Annotated in this window: 21 protein-coding genes and 1 pseudogene; 11 read left to right on the top strand and 11 right to left on the bottom strand. The window is 73.4% G+C overall.

The window, feature by feature from the left end; genetic code table 11:
* The first annotated feature begins 14 nt into the window (after positions 1-14).
* Positions 15-398, top strand: a complete 384-nt coding sequence (locus tag AB0G35_RS25875; RefSeq protein ID WP_360954048.1) for an RNA-binding S4 domain-containing protein — start codon at positions 15-17, stop codon at positions 396-398.
* 13 nt (positions 399-411) lie between these two features.
* On the opposite strand, the gene AB0G35_RS25870 is transcribed toward AB0G35_RS25875, so the two are convergent.
* Positions 412-852, bottom strand: coding sequence for a YchJ family metal-binding protein (locus tag AB0G35_RS25870; RefSeq protein WP_360954045.1), 441 nt, complete (start codon positions 850-852; stop codon positions 412-414).
* Between the two features lie 229 nt (positions 853-1,081).
* On the opposite strand from AB0G35_RS25870, the gene AB0G35_RS25865 reads away from it, so the two are divergent.
* Together AB0G35_RS25865 and AB0G35_RS25860 are read left to right on the top strand one after the other, a co-directional pair.
* Positions 1,082-1,276, top strand: a complete 195-nt coding sequence (locus AB0G35_RS25865) for a hypothetical protein (RefSeq protein ID WP_030412631.1) — start codon at positions 1,082-1,084, stop codon at positions 1,274-1,276.
* 133 nt (positions 1,277-1,409) lie between these two features.
* Positions 1,410-3,083, top strand: a complete 1,674-nt coding sequence (locus AB0G35_RS25860; RefSeq protein WP_360954042.1) for a hypothetical protein — start codon at positions 1,410-1,412, stop codon at positions 3,081-3,083.
* Between the two features lie 32 nt (positions 3,084-3,115).
* Here the strand turns inward: AB0G35_RS25860 and AB0G35_RS25855 are convergent, their stop codons facing one another.
* A complete protein-coding gene (locus AB0G35_RS25855) occupies positions 3,116-4,621 on the bottom strand; it encodes a PLP-dependent aminotransferase family protein (protein WP_360954114.1) in 1,506 nt (501 codons plus the stop codon).
* A gap of 107 nt (positions 4,622-4,728) precedes the next feature.
* On the opposite strand from AB0G35_RS25855, the gene AB0G35_RS25850 reads away from it, so the two are divergent.
* From AB0G35_RS25850 to AB0G35_RS25835, 4 genes are all read left to right on the top strand, one after another.
* The gene (locus AB0G35_RS25850) at positions 4,729-5,406 is read left to right on the top strand and encodes a hypothetical protein (RefSeq protein ID WP_360954039.1); all 678 of its coding nucleotides are present in this window, start codon (positions 4,729-4,731) and stop codon (positions 5,404-5,406) included.
* Positions 5,403-6,203, top strand: coding sequence for a glycerophosphodiester phosphodiesterase family protein (locus tag AB0G35_RS25845; protein WP_360954036.1), 801 nt, complete (start codon positions 5,403-5,405; stop codon positions 6,201-6,203). Before AB0G35_RS25850 ends, AB0G35_RS25845 begins: the two co-directional genes overlap by 4 nt.
* A 43-nt stretch (positions 6,204-6,246) precedes the next feature.
* A complete protein-coding gene (locus AB0G35_RS25840; RefSeq protein WP_360954033.1) occupies positions 6,247-7,659 on the top strand; it encodes an MFS transporter in 1,413 nt (470 codons plus the stop codon).
* Between the two features lie 258 nt (positions 7,660-7,917).
* Entirely contained in the window at positions 7,918-8,295 is a 378-nt protein-coding gene (locus AB0G35_RS25835; protein WP_026170122.1) for an RNA polymerase-binding protein RbpA, read from the top strand.
* 119 nt (positions 8,296-8,414) lie between these two features.
* Here the strand turns inward: AB0G35_RS25835 and fxsA are convergent, their stop codons facing one another.
* The 5 genes from fxsA to AB0G35_RS25810 all read right to left on the bottom strand — a co-directional run bounded on the left by fxsA (position 8,415) and on the right by AB0G35_RS25810 (position 14,195).
* Complete coding sequence (gene fxsA / locus AB0G35_RS25830; protein WP_360954029.1) at positions 8,415-9,002, bottom strand: FxsA family membrane protein; 588 nt, start codon at positions 9,000-9,002, stop codon at positions 8,415-8,417.
* 80 nt (positions 9,003-9,082) lie between these two features.
* Positions 9,083-9,838, bottom strand: a complete 756-nt coding sequence (locus AB0G35_RS25825) for a polyprenol monophosphomannose synthase (protein WP_360954026.1) — start codon at positions 9,836-9,838, stop codon at positions 9,083-9,085.
* Positions 9,835-11,508, bottom strand: coding sequence for an apolipoprotein N-acyltransferase (gene lnt, locus AB0G35_RS25820; RefSeq protein WP_360954111.1), 1,674 nt, complete (start codon positions 11,506-11,508; stop codon positions 9,835-9,837). The genes AB0G35_RS25825 and lnt overlap by 4 nt, the downstream gene beginning before the upstream one ends.
* 510 nt (positions 11,509-12,018) lie before the next feature.
* On the bottom strand, positions 12,019-13,689 hold the full coding sequence (locus AB0G35_RS25815) for an amidohydrolase (RefSeq protein ID WP_360954023.1): 1,671 nt from the start codon (positions 13,687-13,689) through the stop codon (positions 12,019-12,021).
* Between the two features lie 65 nt (positions 13,690-13,754).
* Entirely contained in the window at positions 13,755-14,195 is a 441-nt protein-coding gene (locus AB0G35_RS25810; RefSeq protein WP_030804095.1) for an Lrp/AsnC family transcriptional regulator, read from the bottom strand.
* A gap of 208 nt (positions 14,196-14,403) precedes the next feature.
* Between AB0G35_RS25810 and AB0G35_RS25805 the strand changes: the two genes are divergently transcribed.
* Positions 14,404-14,829: a hypothetical protein gene (locus AB0G35_RS25805; protein WP_360954020.1), complete on the top strand. Its 426-nt coding sequence runs from the start codon at positions 14,404-14,406 to the stop codon at positions 14,827-14,829.
* Positions 14,830-14,913: 84 nt separating this feature from the next.
* Here AB0G35_RS25805 and AB0G35_RS25800 read toward each other — a convergent pair whose 3' ends face one another.
* The 3 genes and pseudogenes from AB0G35_RS25800 to AB0G35_RS25790 all read right to left on the bottom strand — a co-directional run bounded on the left by AB0G35_RS25800 (position 14,914) and on the right by AB0G35_RS25790 (position 18,066).
* Positions 14,914-15,996, bottom strand: coding sequence for a phosphotransferase family protein (locus AB0G35_RS25800; RefSeq protein WP_360954017.1), 1,083 nt, complete (start codon positions 15,994-15,996; stop codon positions 14,914-14,916).
* A pseudogene (locus tag AB0G35_RS25795) lies at positions 15,993-16,729 on the bottom strand (hypothetical protein). The gene AB0G35_RS25800 and the pseudogene AB0G35_RS25795 overlap by 4 nt, the downstream one beginning before the upstream one ends.
* Before the next feature lie 164 nt (positions 16,730-16,893).
* Complete coding sequence (locus tag AB0G35_RS25790) at positions 16,894-18,066, bottom strand: acyl-CoA dehydrogenase family protein (RefSeq protein ID WP_360954014.1); 1,173 nt, start codon at positions 18,064-18,066, stop codon at positions 16,894-16,896.
* A gap of 364 nt (positions 18,067-18,430) precedes the next feature.
* On the opposite strand from AB0G35_RS25790, the gene AB0G35_RS25785 reads away from it, so the two are divergent.
* A complete protein-coding gene (locus tag AB0G35_RS25785) occupies positions 18,431-19,714 on the top strand; it encodes a glycoside hydrolase family 18 protein (RefSeq protein ID WP_360954011.1) in 1,284 nt (427 codons plus the stop codon).
* Positions 19,715-19,787: 73 nt separating this feature from the next.
* Here AB0G35_RS25785 and AB0G35_RS25780 read toward each other — a convergent pair whose 3' ends face one another.
* Positions 19,788-20,444 carry a TetR/AcrR family transcriptional regulator gene (locus tag AB0G35_RS25780; protein ID WP_360954008.1) on the bottom strand — a complete coding sequence of 219 codons (657 nt, stop codon included), beginning with the start codon at positions 20,442-20,444 and terminating at the stop codon, positions 19,788-19,790.
* 292 nt (positions 20,445-20,736) lie between these two features.
* Between AB0G35_RS25780 and AB0G35_RS25775 the strand changes: the two genes are divergently transcribed.
* Together AB0G35_RS25775 and adh are read left to right on the top strand one after the other, a co-directional pair.
* Positions 20,737-22,050 carry a GAF domain-containing protein gene (locus AB0G35_RS25775; RefSeq protein ID WP_360954005.1) on the top strand — a complete coding sequence of 438 codons (1,314 nt, stop codon included), beginning with the start codon at positions 20,737-20,739 and terminating at the stop codon, positions 22,048-22,050.
* A gap of 67 nt (positions 22,051-22,117) precedes the next feature.
* Positions 22,118-23,641, top strand: coding sequence for an aldehyde dehydrogenase (adh, locus tag AB0G35_RS25770; protein WP_360954003.1), 1,524 nt, complete (start codon positions 22,118-22,120; stop codon positions 23,639-23,641).
* Positions 23,642-23,753: the final 112 nt, after the last annotated feature.

The raw sequence follows: 23,753 nt of genomic DNA, 5'->3' as shown, positions 1-23,753 counted from the left end.
TCTAGAGTTTCGGTATGGCTTCAGACGAGGGGACCACCCGTATCGACAGCTGGATCTGGTCCGTGCGGCTCACCAAGACCCGTTCGCTGGCCGCGGCGGCCTGCCGGGCGGGACACGTACGGGTCAACGGCGAGCGGGTGAAGCCGGCGCACGCCGTGCGCAGCGGCGACGAGGTGCGGCTGCGGCACGCCGGGCGGGAGCGGATCGTGGTGGTCTCGCGGCTGGTGCGCAAGCGGGTGGGCGCGGCCATCGCCGCGGAGTGCTTCATCGACAACAGCCCGCCGCCCCCGCCCCGCGAGGAGGTCCCGCTGATGGGCCTCCGCGACCGCGGCACCGGGCGCCCCACCAAGCGTGACCGCCGGGAGATCGACCAGCTGCGGGGCCGCGGCCTCGACTGAGCCCGCGGGTCCCTCAGGCGTCCGGGAGCGCGTCGAGGTAGACCCAGGCACCGTCCTGACGGACGAAGCGGCTGTGCTCGTGCTGGCTGTCGGCGTGGCCGTGCAGGGTGTAGTGCGCACGGAATTCCACCGTGCCCTCGGCGTGGAACGCGCTGCCGCCGGTGGCCTTGAGGATCTCCAGCCCGGTCCAGCGCTGCGCCGGTTCGAGGTCGAGGGCGGCGGGCCGGGTGGACGGGTGCCAGGTGCGCAGGAGGTAGCCGGTGTCACCGACGGCGAAGGCGCTGTAGCGCGAGCGCATCAGCCGCTCCGCGGTCGGGGCGGCGGCGCCGCCCTGGTGGAAGGGGGCGCAGCAGTCGCCGTAGGTGGCGGCGCGGCCGCAGGGACAGGGCGCGGCGGGGGTCACGGCGGCGGCGCGGCGCGGCGGGCCGGCCGGCTTCTTCTTGGACTTCGGCACCCCACGATTGTGCCGGGTCGGCGGGAGCGGTTCGCGCCCCGTAGGGGGTGCGCGGCGGCCCTGCCGGGCGGTGGTGGAGGACACGCCGGGGCGACACGCCCTGAAGCTGCGCCCATATAGGGAATTTCAACGACAAATCACCCGTTTGCGGCTTCTTATGGCTTGATGCGGCCTGTGAGGCTGGAAGAACTCAAGGTGACCGTCCCCACCACCCAGGAGAGAACACCCCATGATTCTGTCCATTTCCGGCGTCGTCCTGCTCGGTGTCATCGTCTTCCTGTTCTTCCGCAAAGACGGCCTCAAGTTGTCCCACGCGCTGGTCTCCGCGCTCTTCGGGTTCTATCTCGCGAGCTCCGCGATCGCGCCGAGCATCAAGGCCGGCGGCGCGAGCCTGGCGAGCCTCCTCGGGGGGATCAAGCTTTAAGGAGGTCGCCTCCCTTCGGGCCCCTCCCCTCTCAGCGGCCGGGGTGCGGGCCGGGGCGGTCGCCACGCGCCGCCCGCCCCGGCCCGCCGCCCGGCCGGCTCCCCCGACCACCGCACGAGCACCTGGAGACGATGTGGCCCGGCGCCCTCTGCCCCGCATCCTGACCGACCGCGTACCGCTCACCCGTATGGCGCAGAGCGTGTCCCTCACCCGCGGGCGCGATCTCGCGCGCAGCGCCGCCGACGGCGCCTCGGACGTGTTCCACCCGCTGATCACCATCGGCCGGGGGCTGCGCCGGCTGGCGGTGGCCGCCCGGGGGCGGTGGGCCGAGACGCCCAAGGAGCAGCGCGGCCCGGCGCTGTTCTTCGTCGGCGCGTGCGTGCTGATCGTGGCGCTGGTCCCGTACGGACCGCTGCTGGCGCTGATCGCGACGATGATCGCGGGGGCCTGGGCGGGGCGGGAACGCGTCGTGGCGGAGACCGGCCCGAGCGAGGCGGAGACCGCACGGCTGCGGGCGCTGTACGAGGCGCTGGTGCCCTATCTGGCCGTCGAGGGCGACCCGAGTCCGCTGTACGCGCCCGGCGGCGACTGGGCGGGGGCCTTCCCCGAGTACGCCTTCGACGAGGACGGGCGGCCGGCGCGGCTCCGGCTGAAGTACCCGCCGTACTTCACCGACGGTGAGGACCAGTCCCGGGTCCGCATCGAGCAGGTGCTGTACGCCAAGCTCGGCCGCGGCCGGGAGTACCACTTCGCCTGGGACGAGCTGGCCAACCAGCTGACCGTGACCGCGCTGGCTCCGCTGCCGGCCGACATCGCCGCGCAGCGCTTCGTCACCTCGCCGGGCGAGACGGTGCTCGGGTTCACCGACGCCGATGCCGTGCGGCGGACGCTGCCGGTCGACGGTAAAGAGGGGACCCGCGACGCGCCCCCGGTGGTGTGGCGCACCGGCCGGCGCTCGACGGAGCCGCATCTGCTGGCCATGGGGCCGCCGGGCGCCGGAGCCACGACGCTGCTGCGCTCGATCGCGCTGCAGGCGCTGCAGCACGGCGAGTTGCTGGTCGTGGACGGCGGCGGCACCGGTGACTTCGGGTGCCTGGCCGGCCGCCGGGGCGTGCGGGGCGTGGAGAGCGGGCTGGCCGGGGCGGTGGCGGCGCTGGAGTGGGCCGCGCAGGAGACCGAGCGGCGGCTGGTCACCGCGAACCGCGCGCGGCAGGCCGGCCGGCCGGTGCCGGAGGAGGTCCGGCGGCCGCTGTGGATCCTGGTGGACCGGCCGTCGGCGCTGACCCATCTCGCGGCCACCGAGGGCCGGGAGGATCCGCAGCGGTGGCTTCAGGTGCCGCTGCGGCACGGCCGGGCGGCCCAGGTGACGGTGGTCGTGGCGGAGCAGTTCGAGAACGCCGAGCTGCTCGGCGAGGCCGTGCGGGCGCACACCAAGGCACGGGTGGTGCTCGGGCCGGCCACGGCGGAGGAGGTGCGGGCGGTGCTCGGGGCGCCGCCGCACACCACGCCGACCGCGAGTGTGCCGCCGGGGCGCGGCTACGTACGGCTGGGGACCGCCGAGGTGCTGCGCCTCCAGGTGCCCGCCACCCCCGACCCGTTCGACGAGGCGACCGGCGAGGCGCACCGGCAGGCCGTGCTGGCCCTGCTGCCGGAACGGGCGGTCCCGGCCGGCGAGGAGCCGCCGGAGGACGCGTCGGCGGCCGCCGCCGAGCCGGTGGGGCCGGCGCCCCGGGTGTCGATCGTCAAGGGCGGTGAGTGCCGTACGGCCCGGGGCGGGCCGGTGGAGGCGCTGCGCGCGGAGGGGTGACGCGGCTTGAGAGGCAGCTAGTTGACGATCCGTCAGGCGACAAACGAGTGCCGCGGTTCGGTGTCCGCCGGTGCGCCGGTGGCGACCAGTCGCGCGGCGCCCGCCAGCCGGACCGCGGCCTCGTCGGCGACCGCCCCGCTGACCGTGAACGGCAGCCGGACGAAGCCCTCGAAGGCGCCGTCCACGCCGAACCGCGGGCCGGAGGGCACCCGTACGCCCAGCCGCTCCCCCGCCTCGGCGATCCGCGAGCCGGACAGGCCGCCGGTGCGCACCCAGAGCGTGAGGCCGCCGTGCGGCACGCTGAACTCCCAGTCCGGGAGGTGGCGGTGGAGCGCGGCGACGATCGCGTCGCGGTTCTCGCGGGCCTGCTCGCGCCGGATGCCGACGGCCTGCTCCCAGCCGTCGCCCTCCAGCAGGGAGGCGATGGCGAGCTGTTCGAGGACCGGTGAGCCGAGGTCGGAGTAGGCGCGGGCGGCGACCAGGCTGCGGATGATGTCGGGGGCGGCGCGCACCCAGCCGATCCGCATCCCGGCCCAGAACGCCTTGCTCGCCGATCCGACGGTGATCACCGCGCTGCCGGCCGGGTCGAACGAGCAGACCTGCGGGGGGACGTCGGTGTCCGCATCGAGCCGGAGCTCGGTCATCGTCTCGTCGACGACGAGCAGGGTGCCGGCGGAGCGTGCCGCGTCGACCAGGCGGCGGCGCTGGTCCTCGGTGGCGAGGGTGCCGGTGGGGTTGTGGAAGTCGGCGACGACGTACGCCATGCGCGGCGCGGCGTCGCGCATCACCTGGCGCCAGACGGGGATGTCCCAGCCGGCCAGCCGCTCCCCCAGGGCGACCGGGACGAGCCGGGCGCCGGCGTCCCGCATCAGCTGGAGGATGTTGGCGTAGGAGGGGGAGTCGACGGCGACCCGCTCGCCGGGGCTGGTGCAGAGGCGGCAGATGGCGGCGACCGCGCCCATCGCGCCCGTGGTCACCATGATCTGTTCGGGCATGGTGGGGATGCCGCGGGCGGTGTAGCGGTCGGCCAGGGCCTGGCGGAGGACGGGCAGGCCGGCCGGGTAGTCGCCGTGGGTGTGGGCGTAGAGCGGGAGATCGGTCATCGCGGCCTGGACGGCGCGGGTGAGCCAGGGCTCGGGGGCCGGGAGGGCGGCGCAGCCGAGGTCGATCATGGAGCCGGCGGCCTCGGGGGGCAGGGGCTCCAGGCCGCGGGTGGGCAGCGGGTTGCCGGCGGGGACGGCGGTCCAGCTGCCGGAGCCGCGCCGGGACTCCAGGAACCCCTCGGCGCGCAGCGCTTCGTAGGCGGCGGCGACGGTGGTGCGGCTGACGCCGAAGGCGGCGGCCAGTTCGCGTTCGGCGGGGAGCCGGGCGGCGACCGGTATCCGGCCTTCGAGGACGAGGAGGCGGATACCGTCGGCGAGGCCGCGGTAGGCGGGCAACCGGCGGCCGCCGCCCGCGAGTTGGACCTCGCGGGAGTCCTGCGACCGGAGCAGCCGGGCGAGTTGGGGCGCGCCGACGGCTGAAGTCCACTGGGCCATGAAGATCAGTCCACCTTCCCGCAATTGGCTCTCCTTCGCGAGCCCGGACATGCCACATGGTGTCATGCCTCGGTCCAATCCTGCCATGAGGGGGAATTTTCGTGTCCATGACGAGCACGTCCGGTCGGCCGCGCGGAGTGCTGGCGCGCCGGCTCGTCCAGCTCTACACGGGGCTGGTGCTGTACGGCGTGAGCATGGGGCTGATGCTCCGCGCCGACCTGGGCCTGGAACCCTGGAGCGTGCTGAACCAGGGCATATCCCGGCATACGGGGCTGTCGATCGGCACGGTCACCGTCGTCTTCGGTGCGCTGATCCTGCTGCTGTGGATCCCGCTGCGCCAGCGCCCCGGCCTGGGCACGGTGTCGAACGTGGTGATCCTCGGGGTCGTGATGGACCTGACCCTGGCCTGGGTCCCGGAACCGTCCTCCCTCGCCGCCCGCATCCCGCTGCTGGCCTTCGCCGTGGTCCTGAACGGCGCGGCGACCGGCCTGTACATCTCCGCCCGGTTCGGTCCCGGCCCGCGCGACGGCCTGATGACCGGGCTGCATCTGCGCACCGGCCGCCCGGTGCGGCTGGTGCGGACCTGCATCGAGGTGACGGTACTGGCGGCCGGCTTCCTGCTCGGCGGCTCGGTCGGGGCCGGCACGGTCCTCTACGCCCTGGCCATCGGCCCGCTGGCGCAGTTCTTCCTCCGCCGCTTCGCGATCGCCGGCCCTGCCCCGGCACCGTCCCGTGTGGTGGCCGGCACCGGCACGTCACCTGCGCGCGCGATACTGCAGGAGTGACCACCGCGATCCGCCTCCGCCACGCCTACCTGGACCACCCCGCACCACTCGCCTTCGCCCACCGGGGCGGGGCCGCGGAGGGCCTGGAGAACACCGCCGCCGCCTTCCGGCGCGCGGTCGGCCTCGGCTACCGCTATCTGGAGACCGACGTGCACACCACGTCGGACGGCAAGCTGGTGGCCTTCCACGACCCGACCCTGGACCGGGTCACCGACAGCCGCGGCGCCATCGCGCAGCTCCCCTGGCGGGCGGTGCGCCGGGCGCGGATCGGCGGCCGGGAGCCGCTCCCGCTCTTCGAGGAACTGCTGGAGGAGTTCCCCGAGGCCCGCTGGAACGTCGACCTCAAGGCGGAGTCCGCACTGGAGCCGCTGCTGGACCTGCTGCGCCGTACGCACGCCTGGGACCGGGTGTGCGTGGGCTCGTTCTCGGAGGCCCGGGTGGCCCGGGCGCAGCAGCTGGCCGGCGGCCGGATGGCCAGCTCGCTCGGCACCCGCGGCGTGGCCGGTCTGCGGATGCGCTCGTACGGGCGCGGGGCGGTGCCGCTGGACCGGCTGCTGGGCGCGGCGGTGCGGCGCAGCGCGGTCTGCGTCCAGGTCCCCGAGCGGCACACCGGCATCCCGGTCGTCGACGCGCTCTTCCTGCGCGCCGCGCACGCCCTGGGCATGCAGGTCCACGTCTGGACGGTCAATGACGCGGATCGGATGAACACCCTGCTCGACCTGGGGGTGGATGGCATCATGACCGACCAGATAGAGACGCTGCGGACGGTGCTGACCGAGCGGGGGAGCTGGGTCTGACGCCCCCGGGCCGTCCACGGTGAACGGGGACGGGCAGACGGGGGTGGGCGTGGGGAGCGCAGAGGCCGTGGCCGGGGTCGTCGACGGGACGGCCGCCCGGCGCCGCGAGCAACGCGGCTGGTACTGGTACGACTGGGCGAACAGCGTCTACTCGACGAGCGTGCTCACGGTCTTCCTGGGGCCGTACCTGACGTCGGTGGCCAAGGCCGCGGCGGACCCGCACGGCTTCGTGCACCCGCTGGGCGTCCCGGTGCGCGCCGGCTCCTTCTACGCGTACACGGTGTCGGCGTCCCTGCTGCTGTCGGTGCTGGTCATGCCGCTGGCCGGGGCGCTGGCCGACCGGACCGGCCGCAAGAAGCCGCTGCTGGGCTGTTGCGCGTACACCGGCGCCGCGGCGACGACCGGGATGTTCTTCCTGGGCGGTGACCGCTATCTGCTGGGCGGGGCGCTGCTGGTCGTCGCGAACGTCTCCTTCGTGGTGTCGTCGATGCTCTACATCTCCTTCCTGCCGCAGATCGCGACGCCCGAGGAACGGGACGCGGTGTCCTCCCGGGGCTGGGCGTTCGGCTACGCCTCCGGGGCGCTGGTACTCGTCGCCGACCTCGTCCTCTTCGGTGCGCACGCGTCCTTCGGCGTCTCCGAGGGCACCGCGGTCCGCATCTGTCTGGCGTCGGCCGGGCTGTGGTGGGGTGCTTTCTCGCTGATTCCGCTGCGGCGGCTGCGCGACCGGAGGGCGACCGCGGCCCCGGGAACCGGACCCGCCCCCGGACCCGACCCCGGACCCGGACCCGCGGCGCCGGGCGGCGGTCCGCTCGGCCAGGGCTGGCGCCAGCTCCGGGAGACGCTGCGCGACATGCGCCGCCACCCGCTCACGCTGTCCTTCCTGCTGGCCTATCTCGTCTACAACGACGGTGTGCAGACGGTGATCACCCAGGCGTCGGTCTACGGTTCCGAGGAGCTCGGGCTGGACCAGACGACGTTGATCACGGCCGTCCTCCTGGTGCAGGTGCTGGCCGCGGCGGGCGCCCTGCTGATGGGCCGGCTGGCCCGGCGCCACGGCGCCCGGCGGACGATCCTGGGTTCGCTGGCGGCCTGGACGGTGACGGTCACGGCCGGTTGCTTCCTGCCGGCGCGGGCGCCGGTGTGGTTCTTCGCACTGGCCGCCGGCATCGGGCTGGTCCTGGGCGGCAGCCAGGCGCTGTCCCGGTCGCTGTTCTCGCATCTGGTCCCGCGCGGCAAGGAGGCGGAGTACTTTTCCGCGTACGAGATGAGCGACCGCGGGGTGAGCTGGCTGGGGCCGCTGGTCTTCGGGATGGCCTACCAGTTGTCCGGGAGCTACCGGGCCGCCATCGTGTCGCTGGCGGCCTTCTTCGTGATCGGGTTCGTCCTGCTGGCGAGGGTGCCGGTGAGGCGGGCGATCGCGGCGGCCGGGAACCCGGTACCTGACCGGATTTAGCCCCAGGGCAGGCGGGCCGGTAGTATACGCCTTTGGCTCACCAGGCGGACCGTTACTGCGCGCTCAAGCATGGAAGGCGCTGGGTGACATCTGCTGCCAGATGTGACAAACCGGGCGCCGGTGGGTACAACAAGGGGCGGCACGACGGGCGACGCACATGTCCCGATTACGGGAATCTTCACCGCCGACCGGACGTTGACCGGATGACGACGACAGCGACACCTGTCCTGTGGGCGACAAGCCCGGGAGGCACGATTCATGAGTGAGCGAGCTCTCCGCGGCACGCGCCTCGTGGTGACCAGCTACGAGACCGACCGCGGCATCGACCTGGCCCCGCGCCAGGCGGTGGAGTACGCATGCCAGAACGGACATCGATTCGAGATGCCGTTCTCGGTCGAGGCCGAGATTCCGCCGGAGTGGGAGTGCAAGGTGTGCGGCGCGCCCTCGCTCCTGGTGGATGGCGACGGCCCTGAAGAGAAGAAGGGTAAGCCCGCGCGTACGCACTGGGACATGCTCATGGAGCGGCGCACCCGCGAGGAGCTGGAGGAGGTGCTGGCCGAACGGCTGGCGGTCCTACGCTCCGGCACCATGAACATCGCCGTGCATCCGCGCGACAGCAACCGCAAGTCCGCCTGACGGCACGACCTGCGGCCGCAACACCGGCACGTAAGGGCCGGGGCCACTGCGCAAGTGCAGTGGCCCCGGCCCTTACGTGTCCGGCCACTGCCGTGTCCGACGTGCGCCGGCCCGGCTCCTCAGCCGGTCAGCGGCGGGTCCTGGCGGCGCGGGGCCGACGGCTCGTCGTCGCGGATCACCTCGCCCTGGACGACCTTGCCGTCCGGCCGGTGCATCCGGGCCTGCTGGAAGGCGTCACCGAACGACCCCGGAGCGTAGGAGACCTGCCGGTTCAGCAGCTTCTCGGCCCGCCGCCGGATCAGCCGGCCGGTCGGCGGGAAGAGGCAGAGCAGACCCAGGACATCGGAGACCAGCCCGGGGATCATCAGCAGCAGACCGCCGGCCATCGGCAGCGTATTGCCGCCGTCCTGGCGGTCGTTGCCCGGCGACGCCGGCTGCGCGGCGGCCGGATCGGCGCCCGGTTGCCGGAGGCCCTCGGTGAGGTTCTGCCAGGCGCGGCGGCCGGCCCGCTTGATCACGTACCCGCCGGCGACCACCCCGGCGACCACCAGCAGGAAGACGGTCAGACCGTTGGTGGCCCCGGCGACCAGGGTCAGCAGCCAGATCTCCAGCACCATCCAGGCGGCGATGCCCAAAGGGACGAACCTGCGGGCGCGCGAGCGCTGGGGCGGACGGGTACTCGGCGGTGGCATGGTTCCGAACGTCATGCCTCAAGTGTGCCTGGCGCGCCCCGCCGGACCGCCCCGGGACGACGGGAACGGATCACGTCCGGACACCGGCGCCGGGGTCAGCGGCCGCGGAGCTTGTCCACCCGGGAGCCGACGCCCCAGGCCGTCACCCGCCACAGCGCCTCGACGACGATGTCCCGGCTCATCTTGCTGTCGCCGTGCTCCCGTTCGACGAAGGTGATCGGCACCTCGACGACGTGGTAGCCGGCCTGCACCGCGCGCCGGGCGAGGTCGACCTGGAAGCAGTAGCCCTGGGAGGCCACCTCGTCGAGCCCGAGCCCCTTGAGGGTCTCCGCGCGGAAGGCGCGGTAGCCGCCGGTGATGTCGCGAAGCGGCAGGTCCAGCACCAGCCGGGAGTACGTGCTGCCGCCGCGGGAGATGAACTGGCGGTACTTGGGCCAGTTGACGGTCCGGCCGCCGGGCACCCAGCGCGAGCCGAGGACCAGATCCGCGCCCTTGAGGGCGGTCAGCAGCCGGGGCAGTTCCTCGGGCTGGTGCGAGCCGTCGGCGTCCATCTCGACGAGCACGCCGTAGCCGTTGTCGATGCCCCACCGGAAGCCCGCCAGATAGGCGGCGCCGAGCCCTTCCTTGCCCCTGCGGTGCAGGACGTGCACCTGCTCGTCCTCGGCGGCCAGTTCGTCGGCCAGCTTGCCGGTACCGTCCGGGCTGTTGTCGTCCGCGACGAGCACGTGCGCCTCGGGGACGGCGGCCCGCACCCGCGAGACGACCGGCTTGATGTTCTCCGCCTCGTTGTACGTCGGGATGATCACCAAGGTGGTGCCGAGCGGACCGTACTGCCGCTGACCGTCTGTCACTGCTGCCCCTTCTCGTCCTTCGTACGCCCGCGCCGGCCGCCGATCACCGCGGCGGCACAGGACAGAAGGCCCACGATAGCGAGCGCCCATTCAGGTGCGGCGCCGACGCGGTCGGCGAGCGTCGTTTCGTTCCGCAGCGGAATGCGGGCGGAGACCACGCCCTGGGTGAATTCCGGGATCCGGTGGGTGACCGTGCCGTCCGGGGCGACCACCGCGCTGATCCCGCTGGTGGCCGCGGTGACCACCGCACGGCCGTGCTCGACGGCGCGCAGCTTGGACATCGCCAGTTGCTGCTCGGGCTGGCCGGTGCGCCCGTAGGTGGCGTTGTTGGTCTGGATGACCAGGGCCCGGGCGCCGGCGCCGACGGTGTCGTGCACGATCTCGTCGTAGGCGACCTCGAAGCAGATGACGTCGCCGAGCTTGGCGGGGCCGACCTGCAGCAGACCGGTGTGGTCCCCGGGGTAGAAGTCGCGGGGCACCCGCTGGAAGCGCGTGATGATCTTGCTGAGCTGCTCCCGGAACGGGACGTACTCGCCGAACGGCACGGGGTGCTGCTTGGTGTACGAGGCGCCCGGCCCCTTCTTCGGGTCCCAGACGATGCCCTCGTTGAAGACGTAGCCCTTCTTGGAGGGGTGGTCCACCAGGGCGCCGACGAGCACGGGCACGCCGATCGCCCTGACCGCCTCGTCGATCCGGTCGTACGCCTGCGGGTACTGGAACGGGTCGAGGTCGGAGGAGTTCTCCGGCCAGATGACCAGGTCCGGCTTCTTGGCGCGGCCGGCCTTGATGTCGGCGGCGAGCTTCTCGGTGGCGGTGGCGTGGTTGTCGAGGATCCTCATGGGGCGGCCCAGGAAGTCCATACCGGGCTGCTGGACGTTGCCCTGGACCACGGCGATGTCGACGGTGTCGTCGGCCTTCGTGGGGACCGGCACCAGCACCCCGGCCGCGGCGACCGCGGCGGCCAGCCCGAACGCCTCCAGCGCCGGCACGGCCCGGCGCACCGAGGGGTTGCCGCGCAGACCCCACAGGGTGGCCGCGCAGGCCGCCAGCAGGCCGCCGGCCAGCGCGACCGCGAAGGTCACCAGCGGGGCACCGCCGAGCGCGGCGAGCGGAGTGAACGGCGAGCCGGTGTGGGCGAAGGCCAGCCGGCCCCAGGGGAAGCCGCCGAACGGCAGCCGGTCGCGGGCCCATTCCTCGGCGACCCACAGGCAGGCGCCCCACAGCGGCCAGACCGGCAGCCGGGAGGTGAGCGCGAGCCCGGCGCCGAGGAGCGCCATGAAGAGCGCCTCGGCGATCGAGAGGCCCACCACCGCGTCCCAGCCGACCACGTGCAGCCACTTGAGCAGGATCAGGAAGAACGGCAGCCCGGAGGCGAGCCCGGTCCAGGCGCCCTGCCGGGCGGTCCGGCCGCGGGTCAGCAGGGCCAGCGCGGCCACCGCCACCAGCGACAGCGGCCACAGGTCGTACGGCGGGAAGGCCAGGCCCAGCGCGACGCCGGAGACCACCGCGAGGCCGGTGCGCAGCGCCTCCCGGCGGGCCAGGGCCAGCAGGCCGCGGGCCCGGCCCGGGCGCGCGGGGGCGGCCGGGGCGTCGGCCGCGGCGGGCGGCGCCGCGCCGCCGGGCGAGGGGCCGCGCACGGCTTCTTGGGTGGTGTCGGAACCCGACGGCACGGTCACGGGCCTTCCTGCAGCAGTCATGCGTATGTGAGGTGACCGTACATCGGATGACCGGAATCGTGGGTGCGGGGTGCGCAGAAGGTGAAGAACACGGGAGAGGGGTGCGGATCGGGGCCCGGGCGCCCTTCGGGCCGACCTGGGACCCGCTGGCTGCGGGTCGACCGAGAGCCGTTGTCTACTGAGCGTCCGGGCCCCACCCGGGTCGCACCTGCCGACCAGCCGAAACCCTCCGTCGCCCCGTACCGCTGGTGCTGGACCTGGCTCCCAGTGGCGGTGTGCCGTGGCGCACCGCCCCATGGCCCAGCTGCGTTCGACGACTGCGCGGAGGTCTCCCGGTCGGACGTCCTGTGGTGGACTCGGCCGAACCTACCGGCCGCCGACCGCCTGCTGTCAACAGGTGCTCCGCCTGCGTCGTTTTCGCGTCGTCCCAGGTCAGCAACGAGCGGCCCCTGGTGGGGCGAGTAGCGGCAAGCACGGGCCGCGAGGGGACCTGCCCGCCCGATGTCACTCGTTCGGCGGCCCGAAGACCGTGCGGCCGCCGACGACCGTGCGCAGGCACACCGGGAGGTCCCGGCCCGGCGTGAGATCGGGCAGGCCGGGGGTGCCCGAGCGGGGGTCGGTGGACCAGCGCTCCACCCGCTCGTCGGGGGCCTGGACGATCAGTTCGCCGGTGCGCCAGACCGCGTAGTCGGCGGGCGCGCCGGGCACCAGGACACCTGCGTCGTCCCGGCCGACGGCCCGCCAGCCGCCCCGGGTGTGGGCGGTGAAGGCGGCGCGGGCGGAGATGCCGTGGGACGGGGTGCGGTGGAAGACCGCGGCGCGCACGGTGCCCCAGGGATCGAGCGGGGTGACCGGGCTGTCGGAGCCCAGGGCCAGCGGCACACCGGCCCTGAGCAGCGCGGCGTACGGGTTGAGGGTGGCGGCCCGCTCGGCGCCGAGGCGGGCGGCGTACATGCCGTCGGGGCCGCCCCAGGCCGCGTCGAAGGCGGGCTGGACGGAGGCGGTGAGGGCCAGCTCGGCGAAGCCGGCGATGGTGGCGTCGGTGAGCATCTCGGCGTGCTCGACGCGGTGCCGGGCGGCCCGGATCCGCTCCGTTCCCACCTTCTCGGCGGCGGCCCGTACGCCGTCGACGACGCTGGTCAGGGCGGCGTCGCCGATGGCGTGGAAGCCGGCCTGCAGTCCGGCCTCGGTGCAGGCGGCGACGTGGGCGGCGACCGCGTCGGCGTCGAGCTGCGCGGTGCCGGTGTGGGCGGCGTCCGCGTACGGGGCGTGCAGATGGGCGGTGTGCGAGCCCAGCGACCCGTCGGCGAACAGGTCGCCCGCGGCGCCGATCGCACCCAGCTCGCGGATCCGCTCGGCGTCCTTTGCGGATGCGACCAGCTCGGCCCAGTAGCCGACCACGCGGGGGCCGGTGCCCTGCCGGGCGAGGGCGAGCAGTGCGGTGAAGTCGTCCTCGCCGGAGATCTGCGGGCCGGCGCATTCGTGGATGCTGCCGATGCCGAGTGCGGCCGCCCGGGCCAGCGCGGCGGCCTGGGCCTCGGCGCGCTGGGCGGGGGTGACGGTGGCGAAGGCGGCGCGGCGGGCCGCGTGGTGGGCGTCGCCGGTCAGCGGGGCGTCGGCGCGGAAGCCGGAGCGGTCGCGGATGCCGGGGACCAGGTCCAGCAGGGCGGTGGTGACGACCGCGGAGTGCACGTCGACCCGGGTGAGGTAGAGCGGGCGGCCGCCGGTGGCCGCGTCCAGTTCGGCGCGGGACGGCGGGCGGCCCTCGGGCCAGGCGCTGGCGTCCCAGCCGTGGCCGAGCAGGATCCGGTCCGCGGGGCGGGCGTCGGCGTAGGCCCGGATCCGGGCCAGCGCGTCGGACAGCGAGGTGACGCCGAGCAGGTCGAGGCCGGTGAGGGCGAGCCCGGTGGCCGTGGTGTGCACATGTGCGTCCGTGAACGCCGGGGTGACCAGGGCCCCGTCCAACTGGACGACCTCGTCGACGCCGTCGGCGAAGGAGTCGGCCGCGCCCTCCTCGCCGACCCAGGCGATGCGGTCACCCTCCACGACCATGGCGGTGGCGAAGGGGTCGGCGGGGCTGTGCACCTCACCGCCGCGCAGCAGGACGGTGCGGGGCGCGCCGGGGCGGGAAGAGGCCGGGCCGGCGGGATCCGGATCGGGGATGTGCTCGCTCATACCGGACAGTCTGGCCCCTGCGCGGGCACGCTCCGCACGCAGGGGGCGCCCGGGAGTGCCTCCGGTCAGATGCGCGGCGGGCGGGACTCGTACGGGGTGGACAGCACGACGGTGGTGCGGGTCGAGACACCGGCGAGGGTGCGGATGCGGGTGAGCAGGTGTTCCAGTTCGAGCGGGGTGGCGACCCGGACCTTGAGGATGTAGTTCTCGTCGCCGGCGACGCTGTGGCAGGCCTCCAGCTCCGGGACCTCGGCGAGCCGGTCGGCGATGTCGTCGGGGGCGCTGGGGTCGAAGGGTTTGACCGAGATGAACGCGGTGAGCGGCAGGCCCACGGCTTCCGGGTCCACGATCGCGGCGTAGCCGCGGATCACACCGCGCTGCTCCAGGCGGCGCACCCGCTGGTGCACCGCCGAAGTGGACAGGCCGGTGGCCTTGCCCAGGTCGGTGTAGCTCATCCGCCCGTCCTTGACGAGCAGATCCACGATTTGTCGGTCCAACTCCTCCACCCGTTCAACCTACTGTGCGCGGGCGCGTATGCGCATCGCGCGCCGGATCGTGGACACCCTCGCTCCCTCCCGTGTGACCAATGCCACAGGTGTGAACCCGTGTCCGTGGGGCGGCCGCGATTATGCGCGCGGCATGAAGGGAATTGCTGGTGGTGGCCAGGACCGCCCGTCAAGGAAGTCAGCGGTCCCCGCGGCCCACCCGAGGGGGATGGACATCATGCGACGCCTTCAGCAGGACTCAGCCGCCGCGAACATCGACGCCCAGGAGGGCGACAGTTCCGGCCTCACCGGCGACGACGATGCGTTCGACGCCTTCGACACCTTCGAGATCTACCGGGTGACCTGCCCCGACTGCCTGCAGCCGATCGCGCTGCTGGCGGACGAGGACGCCCTCCCGGAGCACGCGCTGTGCCCGTCGCCCTGGAACCCGTTCGGGCTGACGGTGTGCCAGGGTTCGGGCCGTCCGGTGGCCGAGGCCCCGGAGGCCGAGGACACGCTGGACGCCCAGGAGCAGGACGCGGCGGTGCTGCTGACCCTGCCGGAGAGCCTGGACTGGCGCCGCCAGCCGTTCTCGCACATCGGCGGACCCGGTACCCGTCCGCTGCGGGTGCCGCGGATGCGCCGCAGCGCCTGACGCCCTGCCCGCGGCCGTCCGGCGGCCGCGGCGGTCCCTCGTCCTCGCGGGGCGTACGGGGCCCGGGGCCCGGCCGTCAGCGGCTCACCAGTACCGGCCCTCGATCATCGCCTCCAGGGTGTCCCGGTGGAGGATCAGCGCATCGGCGTCCTCCGGTACCGGCACCTCCCCGAAGTGCACCTGGCGGTAGGCCACTCTCAGCATCACGACCGCGTGCCGCAGCGCCGCGTAGAGGGTGTGGAATTCCATGTCGCGCGGGGTGTGCCCGGTGAGCCGGGCGTAGCGGCTCTCGACGGCGTCCCGGCGCAGGAGTCCGGGCAGTCCCCGCTGGCCGCTGCTTTCCGTGAGGTCCTGGAAGAAGCGGTGGAGGTAGATCATCCAGCCCAGGTCCAGTTCGCGGGGGCCGAGCGCGGCCATTTCCCGGTCGAGTACGGCGGCGGGCTCGAAGCCGTCGTAGACGATATTGCCGATCCGGGCGTCGCCCCAGGTCAGGACGGTCTCGCCGGGGTCGGCGGGCCAGTGGTCGGCGAGCCGGACGAAGCCGCGCTCGATCAGCGGTGAGCGGGGTTTCCCCGCAACGACCCAGTCGTAGTAGGTGCGTTGGGCCGCGACGTGCCGGTGCAGGACGCTCCCGGTTCCGGCACCGGCCAGGAAGTCGGCCTCGTGGAGCGGGACTTGCTCATGGAGCCGGGCGAGCACCCCGACGCTGGCGGCCTCCAGCCGGTCGCGTTCGGCGTCGGTGGCCGCGGACAGCCAACTCCCCTCGTACGTATAGGGCATGACGTCCGGCGGCACCCGGCCGTCGGCCCGGGCCATGACGAAGAACGGGGCGCCGAGGTGCGCCGGGTCCTCCTCCAGCCAGAAGGTGCGGGGCACGGGGAGGTCGGTGTGCGCGGCGACCGGCCGCATGGTGCGGTACTGGCGGGCCATGTCGTAGCGCGGGAAGACCGTGTACGCGGCGGGGTCGGCGGCCAGCCGCAGCGCGCAGCGGCGCACCGGGGCTTCCGGGTGCTCGATGTCGAAGAGCAGCGTCTCGCTGGACATGCCGTTGGAGCCGGGGACGGTGGCGCGGGCGCCGGGGAGCCGGGTGCCGAGCCAGGCGGTGAGCCGGGAGGTCAGCTCGTCGGGGTCGCGGGTGGCGGTGCGGGGCCGGGGCGCGGTGCTCATCGGTCCGCCTCCGGGGCCACCGCGGCGTGGTCGGCGAAGCCGCTGGGGTCGTGGCGTCCGAAGCTGCCGTGTTCGAAGATCCCGTATCCGGTGCGGCCGTCGAGGGTGAAGCGGGCGGCGTGGTCGGTGACGCCGTAGGCGGCAAGGGGGCGCCCCCTGCTCGAACGAAGTCGAGAGCTTGGGGGAGGAGGTGCCGCCGGGTCCTCGATGTCGTAGACGCGGCGGTCGGTCCAGCCGCGGCCGCGCCAGGTGCCGTGCTGCCAGTCGTCTGCGGGCGGGTAGCCGGCGCCGACGGCCAGGGGCGAGGAGATGAGGATCTCGGCGGTGAGTGCCAGGGGTTCGCGGGCGGGGCCGGTGAGATATGCGGCCGGTGCAGGTGCCCGCCTGGACGAACCGCCGGGCCTCCAGCATCAGCCGGTCGCCCCGGTACTGCGTGCTCCTCGACGGTGATCGTGAGCGGGCCGACGGTGAGCGCCATCCGGTCGTCGGTGAGCGCGTCGGAGGCCCGTACGGCGTGCAGCCGGTCGCCGAGGCGGAGGGTGGCGTAGGCGTCGATGACGCCGGCGTTGGGGTAGACGCCGAGGCCGGCGATCAGCAGGGCCCGGCCCGAGTGGTCCAGGACGTGGAAGATGCACCGGTCGTAGGCGTTGCGGTCGCCGGTGGCGACGTGCCGCAGGGACAGCGGGACCTGGTGGATCGGGTACTCGTCGAGCGCGATGGGACGGTCGGACACTTCTCCTCCTGGGCGCTCGGGAAGGCCGGTCACCGCGCGGACTCACGGGCCCCGGCGGGGAGTTGACGGTACGTCAGCTCCGCGCGGACGGCCAGACCCCGGTTCGGGGTGAGAGGTGTCGGCAGCACGGGCGGGCCGGGTGCGCCGGCCCGCCTGGTAAGGGATCAGCGGCCTTCCGGGCCCGCGAGGTGGCGGGCGATGACCATGCGCTGGATCTGGTTGGTGCCCTCGACGATCTGGAGGACCTTGGCCTCGCGCATATAGCGCTCGACCGGGAAGTCGAGGGTGTAGCCGTAGCCGCCGAGGAGCTGGACGGCGTCGGTGGTGACCCGCATCGCGGTGTCGGTGCAGAAGAGCTTGGCCATCGCCGCTTCCTTGGAGAACGGCAGACCGGCGTCGCGCAGCCGGGCGGCGGCGAGGTAGAGCGCGCGGCCGGCCTCGATCTGGGTGGCCATGTCGGCCAGCATGAAGCGCAGGCCCTGGAAGTCCACCAGGGGGCGGCCGAACTGCCGGCGCTCGGCGGTGTACGAGAGCGCCTCGTCCAGCGCCGCCTGCGCGACGCCGACGGCGCAGGCGGCGATGCCCAGGCGGCCGGAGTCCAGGGCGGACAGTGCGATGGCGAAGCCCTGGCCCTCGTCGCCGACGCGGCGGGCGTCGGGGACCCGGACGCCGTCGAAGTGCAGCTGGGCGGTCGGCGAGCCCTTCATGCCCATCTTGCGCTCGGGGGCCGCGGCGCTCAGGCCCGCGGCGTCTCCGGGGACCAGGAAGGCGGTGATGCCGTGGGCGCCGCTGCCGCCGGTGCGGGCCAGGACGGTGTAGAAGTCGGCCACGCCGCCGTGGGTGGTCCAGGCCTTGGTGCCGTTCAGGGTCCAGGAGTCGCCCTCGCGCTCGGCGCGGGTGGTCAGCGAGGCGGCGTCGGAGCCGGAGGACGGCTCGGAGAGGCAGTAGGCGCCCAGCAGGCCGCCGCCGAGCATGGCGGGGAGGTGTTCGGCGCGCTGTTCCTTCGTGCCGTAGCCGGCGAGGGCGTGGCAGGCGAGGGTGTGCACGCTGACGCCGAGGCCGACGGTGAGGCGGGCGGCCGCGAGCTCCTCGACGACCTGGAGGTAGACCTCGTAGGGCTGGCCGCCCCCGCCGAATTCCTCGTCGTAGGGCAGCGAGAGCAGTCCGGATTCCGACAGCAGCCGGAAGGTCTCGCGGGGGAAGCGGCCGGCGTCCTCCTCCTCGGCGGCGGTCGGCCTGATCTCACGCTCGGCGAGCTCTCGCACGAGCGTCATCAGGTCGCGGGCTTCCTCCGTGGGCAGCCTGCGGTCCACCGGCCGGGGGCCGTACTCGGTCATGGCGGCGCTCTCCTCCCTGTCGGGCGCTGCGGCGACGCACGCGGGGTGGGCGGCGGCGCCGTTGATCCGTCGTGCCAGGCCGATGATCGCTTTCCGGGTCTCGGAAGGCGATGACCTGCGGCTGTGGCGCTAGGAGTATGCCCGATCGGCGGCCCGGCGTCACGGGTTGATCGACGGCGGGCACGGGACCGGCCCGCCGGCCGGGAGGAGCGGGGTCCCGCTACCCGCCGCCGGTGAAATTGGTCCGAACCATTGACGCACTGGTCTAGTCCTTCTACGTTTCTCCTCAACGTTCCGCGCGTTCATGCCAATTCGGAACGCAGGTCATCAAGGCTTCCCCCTCGCCCCCCTCCGAGGAGACGACATGCTCAGACCGCACCGGACGCGATCGCCGCGCCGGCTGATCGCCGCCGCCACCGCGCTGTGTACCGCCGCGCTGGCCGGCACCCTGCTCGCCGGACCGGCCTCGGCCCACCCCGCGGGCACCTCCACCGCCCCGCACCCGTCCGCGGCCGCCGTCCCCACGGCGAAGCCGGCCGCGGCGGGCGACAAGGTGGTCGGGTACTTCACCAACTGGGGTGTCTACGACCGCAATTACCACGTCAAGAACATCGAGACGTCGGGGTCGGCGGCCAAGCTCACCCACATCAACTACGCCTTCGGCAACGTCCAGGGCGGCAGGTGCGCCATCGGCGACTCCTACGCCGACTACGACAAGGCCTACACCGCCGACCAGAGCGTCGACGGCAAGGCGGACACCTGGGACGCCGGTGCGCTGCGCGGCAACTTCAACCAGCTCAGGAAGCTCAAGAAGCTGCACCCGGGCCTCAAGGTGATCTGGTCCTTCGGCGGCTGGACCTGGTCCGGCGGCTTCGGCGAGGCCGCCAGGAACCCGGCCGCCTTCGCCCAGTCCTGCTACGACCTGGTCGAGGACCCGCGCTGGGCGGACGTCTTCGACGGCATCGACATCGACTGGGAGTACCCCAACGCCTGCGGCCTGACCTGCGACACCAGCGGGAAGGACGCCTTCACCGGCGTCATGAAGGCGCTGCGGGCGAAGTTCGGCCGGGACAACCTGGTGACCGCGGCGATCACCGCGGACGCCTCGGCCGGCGGCAAGATGGACGCCGCCGACTACGCGGGCGCGGCCCAGTACGTCGACTGGTACAACCCGATGACCTACGACTACTTCGGCGCCTGGGACGCCAAGGGCCCGACCGCCCCGCACTCCCCGCTGTCGTCGTACAGCGGCATCCCCAAGGCCGGTTTCAACACCACCGACACCATCGCCAAACTGAAGGGCCTCGGGGTGCCGGCGAGCAAGCTGCTGCTGGGCATCGGCTTCTACGGCCGTGGCTGGTCGGGCGTCACCCAGGACGCGCCGGGCGGCACGGCGACGGGTGCGGCGCCGGGCAAGTACGAGGCCGGCATCGACGACTACAAGGTGCTCAAGACCCGCTGCCCGGCCACCGGCAAGGTGGGCGGCACCGCCTACGCCAAGTGCGGTGACCAGTGGTGGAGTTACGACACCCCGGAGACCATCGGGACCAAGATGGCCTTCAAGAACGCCCAGGGCCTGGGCGGCACGTTCTTCTGGGAACTGAGCGGTGACACCACCAACGGCGAGCTGATCAAGGCCATCAACTAGCCGTCGGCGCACGGAACCCGGACGGGCGGGAGGTGGCGGCCTCCCGCCCGTCCGGCATGCCGCCCCGCCGGTCTCAGGCGGGCGGCCGGGGCGCGGCCGGGCAGGCCGGTTCCAACTCCTCGATCAGCCGGAGGGTGTCGCCCAGCCCGCGCACCAGCAGCGTCACCACCGTCTCGCGGGGCACCTCCTGTTCCGCGATCCAGTCCAGGGTGACGCCCTCAACGCCGGAGAGCCAGCCGGTCAGCGCGGTGCGGGCGAGCGGGGGGAGGTCGGTACGGCCCCAGGCGCCGAGCGCGATGGTGCCGAGCAGCCGGGCGCGCACCGTGTCGCGGATCGCCATGACCTCGGCGTCGCAGCCGACCCCGCCGGTGACGATGGCGCGGTAGGCCGCCTGGTGGTGCTGGGCGTAGCGCAGATAGCCGTCGACGGTGCGCTGGACGCGTTCGACGGGCGGCAGGTCGTGGGTGGCGCCGGCCCGCTCGACCAGCTCGGCCACCGCGTCCTCGATGATCGCGAGGTAGTAGCCGCGTTTGTTCGTGAAGTAGTAGTAGATCAGGCCCTTGGCGACCCCGGCCTGGCGGGCGATGTCGTCCATCGACAGCGCGTCGTAGGAGGTGTCGGCGAACAACTTCCGCCCGGTGGCTATCAGTTCGGCGCGGCGCGCCTGGGAACGTACGGTGCCGCGAGCGGCCGGGGAGCCGCTTGCGCCGCGCTGTTGACTCTTATTCAAAATCTGCCCTAGTCCTCAACTGCCAAGAGTTCCGGGCAGTATGACAGAACGTCATGACGTGACGCCGCCGCGTCCGCAAGGGTCCCACCGGCACCTCCATGGTTCAGGAGTGCCTCATGGACCGGAGGGCTTTGCCCGGCCCGCCCCGGAGCTGATCCCCGCGGACGGGCTGCGCCTGCCCGCGAGGTCCCCCGCACGCTTGAGCGATCGCGCGCAGGCGGGCTTTACGGCTCCGCCCCGGCCGAGCACCATCGGCACGTACGGTGCAGGAGCCGCTGCGGAAAGGTGACACGTGGTCAACCCCTGGCTGGCGATGGAGGCCGGTGCCGATCCGGTGGAGCGCACCCGCACGGTGCGCCGGGCCCACGCGGCGTTCCTGGCCGACGGGACCGTCGCCGCGCCGGTCCGCCGGGTCGTCGCCGAGTCCTGGCGCCGGTCCGCGCAGGCGCGGGCCGCGTGGGACGGCGCCGCGCCGATCGAGCTGGACGAGGCGGCACTGCGGGCCCACCGCGAGAGCCATCCGCTGGCCCGCGCGATGCCGGTCTTCCGGGACCTGCTGGGCAGCTTCGCGCAGGACGGGGCGCATCTGCTGGCGGTCTGCGACCAGCAGGGGCGGCTGCTGTGGGTGGAGGGGCACCGGGGGGTGCGGCGCAGTGCCGAGCGGATGAACTTCGTGGTCGGGGCGCGCTGGGACGAGCCGCACGCCGGCACCAACGCGCCCGGCACCGCGCTCGCCGCCGATCACGCCGTGCAGATCTTCGCCGCCGAACACTACAACCGGCAGGTGCAACGCTGGACCTGTGCCGCCGCGCCGCTGCACGATCCGCGGACCGGGCGGCTGCTGGGCGCGGTGGACATCACCGGCGGCGACCATCTGGCCAGCCCGCACAGCCTGGCCCTGGTGCAGGCCACCGCCCGGGCCGCGGAGGCCCATCTCGCGGCCGGGGCACCGGAACCGGGCGTGTGTCTGTCCGTGCTCGGCCGGGACGAGGCGCTGCTGGCCGTCGACGGCCGGCGGCTGCGGCTCGGACGCCGGCACAGCGAGATCGCGCTGCTGCTGGCCCGTCACCCGGCGGGCCTGACCGGTGATCAACTCGCGCTCCAGCTCTACGGCGAACGCGAGATGCGCCCGGTGACGCTGCGCGCCGAACTGTCCCGGCTGCGGCAACTCGTCGGCGGGCTGCTGCACTCGCGTCCGTACCGCCTGAGCCGGCCGGTGGAGACCGATCTCGGCACGGTCGAGGAGCGGCTGGCGGCCGGGGACCCGTGGTCCGCGCTGGACGACTACGGCGGTCCGCTGCTGCCGTCGTCGGAGGCGCCCGGTGTGCGGCGGCTGCGGGAGGCGCTCGCGGACCGGCTGCGCGCCGCCCTGCTCGCCGCGCGCGATCCGGGGCTGCTGGGCGCGTGGTCCCGTACGCCGTGGGGCGAGGACGACCTGGAGGTCTGGGAGGCCCTGGTGGACGCGCTGCCGGCGCGGTCACCGGCCCGTGGCGCCCCGCGCGCCGCCGCGGCCCGGCTGCGCGCCGCGTACGGCCTGAGCGGTGGCGCGGCCCCCGCCCCGGACGCCGCGCGCGTCGCAACGTTCCGGCAACCTCCGCGGTCCTAGGGTGCGCCCATCGTCCGCCGCACGGGAGTGGCGGGCACCGCACCGAGAGTGATGGGGAGGCCGCCTCATGGGCCGTTACGCCAGCCCGGGTTCCGCCGATGCCGTGATGAGCTATCTGCCGCGTTACGACCACTGGATCGGCGGCGAGTTCGTGGCGCCCGCAGCGGGCCGGTACTTCGAGAACCCGACGCCGGTCAACGGACAGCCGTTCACCGAGATCGCCCGGGGCACCGCCGAGGACGTCGAGCGGGCCCTGGACGCCGCGCACGCGGCCGCGCCCGGCTGGGCCCGCACCCCGGCCGCCGAACGCGCCGCCGTCCTCCTCCGGATCGCCGACCGGATGGAGGCGAACCTCGAAGCCCTCGCGGTCGCCGAGAGCTGGGAGAACGGCAAGCCGGTACGCGAGTCCCTGGCGGCCGACATCCCCCTCGCGGTCGACCACTTCCGCTACTTCGCGGGGGCGCTCCGGGCCCAGGAGGGCTCGCTGTCGGAGATCGACGAGGACACCGTCGCCTACCACTTCCACGAGCCGCTCGGCGTGGTCGCCCAGATCATCCCGTGGAACTTCCCGATCCTGATGGCCGCCTGGAAGCTCGCCCCGGCCCTGGCGGCGGGGAACGCGGTCGTCCTGAAGCCGGCCGAACAGACCCCCGCCTCCCTCCACTTCTGGATGAGCCTGGTGGCCGACCTGCTGCCGCCCGGCGTGGTCAACATCGTCAACGGCTTCGGCGTCGAGGCCGGCAAGCCGCTCGCGTCCAGCCCCCGGGTCGCCAAGATCGCCTTCACCGGCGAGACCACCACCGGCCGGCTGATCATGCAGTACGCCTCGGAGAACCTGCGCCCGGTCACCCTCGAACTGGGGGGCAAGAGCCCCAACATCTTCTTCGACGACGTCTCCGCCACCGCGGACGACTTCCTCGACAAGGCGCTGGAGGGCTTCACGATGTTCGCCCTCAACCAGGGCGAGGTCTGCACCTGCCCCTCCCGCGCCCTGATCCAGCGCGGCCACTACGACGACTTCCTGGCGGCCGGCGTGGCCCGTACGGAGAAGATCGTCCAGGGCCACCCGCTGGACACCGACACCATGATCGGCGCCCAGGCGTCCAACGACCAGCTCGAAAAGATCCTCTCCTACCTGGACATCGGCCAGAAGGAAGGCGCCCGCATCCTGACCGGCGGCACCCGCGCCGAACTCGGCGGCGAACTGGAGGGCGGCTACTACGTCCGCCCCACCGTCTTCGAGGGCAACAACGACATGCGGGTCTTCCAGGAGGAGATCTTCGGCCCGGTGGTCGCGGTGGCCCCCTTCGCCGACTTCGACGACGCCATCGGCATCGCCAACGACACCCTCTACGGCCTCGGCGCCGGCGTCTGGACCCGCGACGGCTCCACCGCCTACCGCGCCGGCCGCGCCATCCAGGCCGGCCGCGTCTGGACCAACTGCTACCACGCCTACCCGGCCCACGCCGCCTTCGGCGGCTACAAGCAGTCCGGCATCGGCCGCGAAACCCACAAGATGATGCTGGACCACTACCAGCAGACGAAGAACCTTTTGGTGTCGTACTCGCCGAAGAAGCTGGGGTTCTTCTAAGCGGCTGACAAAGGGCGCCTGACCAGGGGTTTCCCGGTCAGGCGCCGTACTCTTCGGTGACGGAAGGGCACCGCGATGCCCTGGCCGGCGCGGCGAGCGCATTCGGCCGGGC

It is taken from the genome of Streptomyces sp. NPDC021749, assembly GCF_040640655.1.
GTDB lineage: Bacteria > Actinomycetota > Actinomycetes > Streptomycetales > Streptomycetaceae > Streptomyces.
Note: the sequence above shows the minus strand (reverse complement) of the source record. Positions and strands in the feature narration are given on the sequence as shown.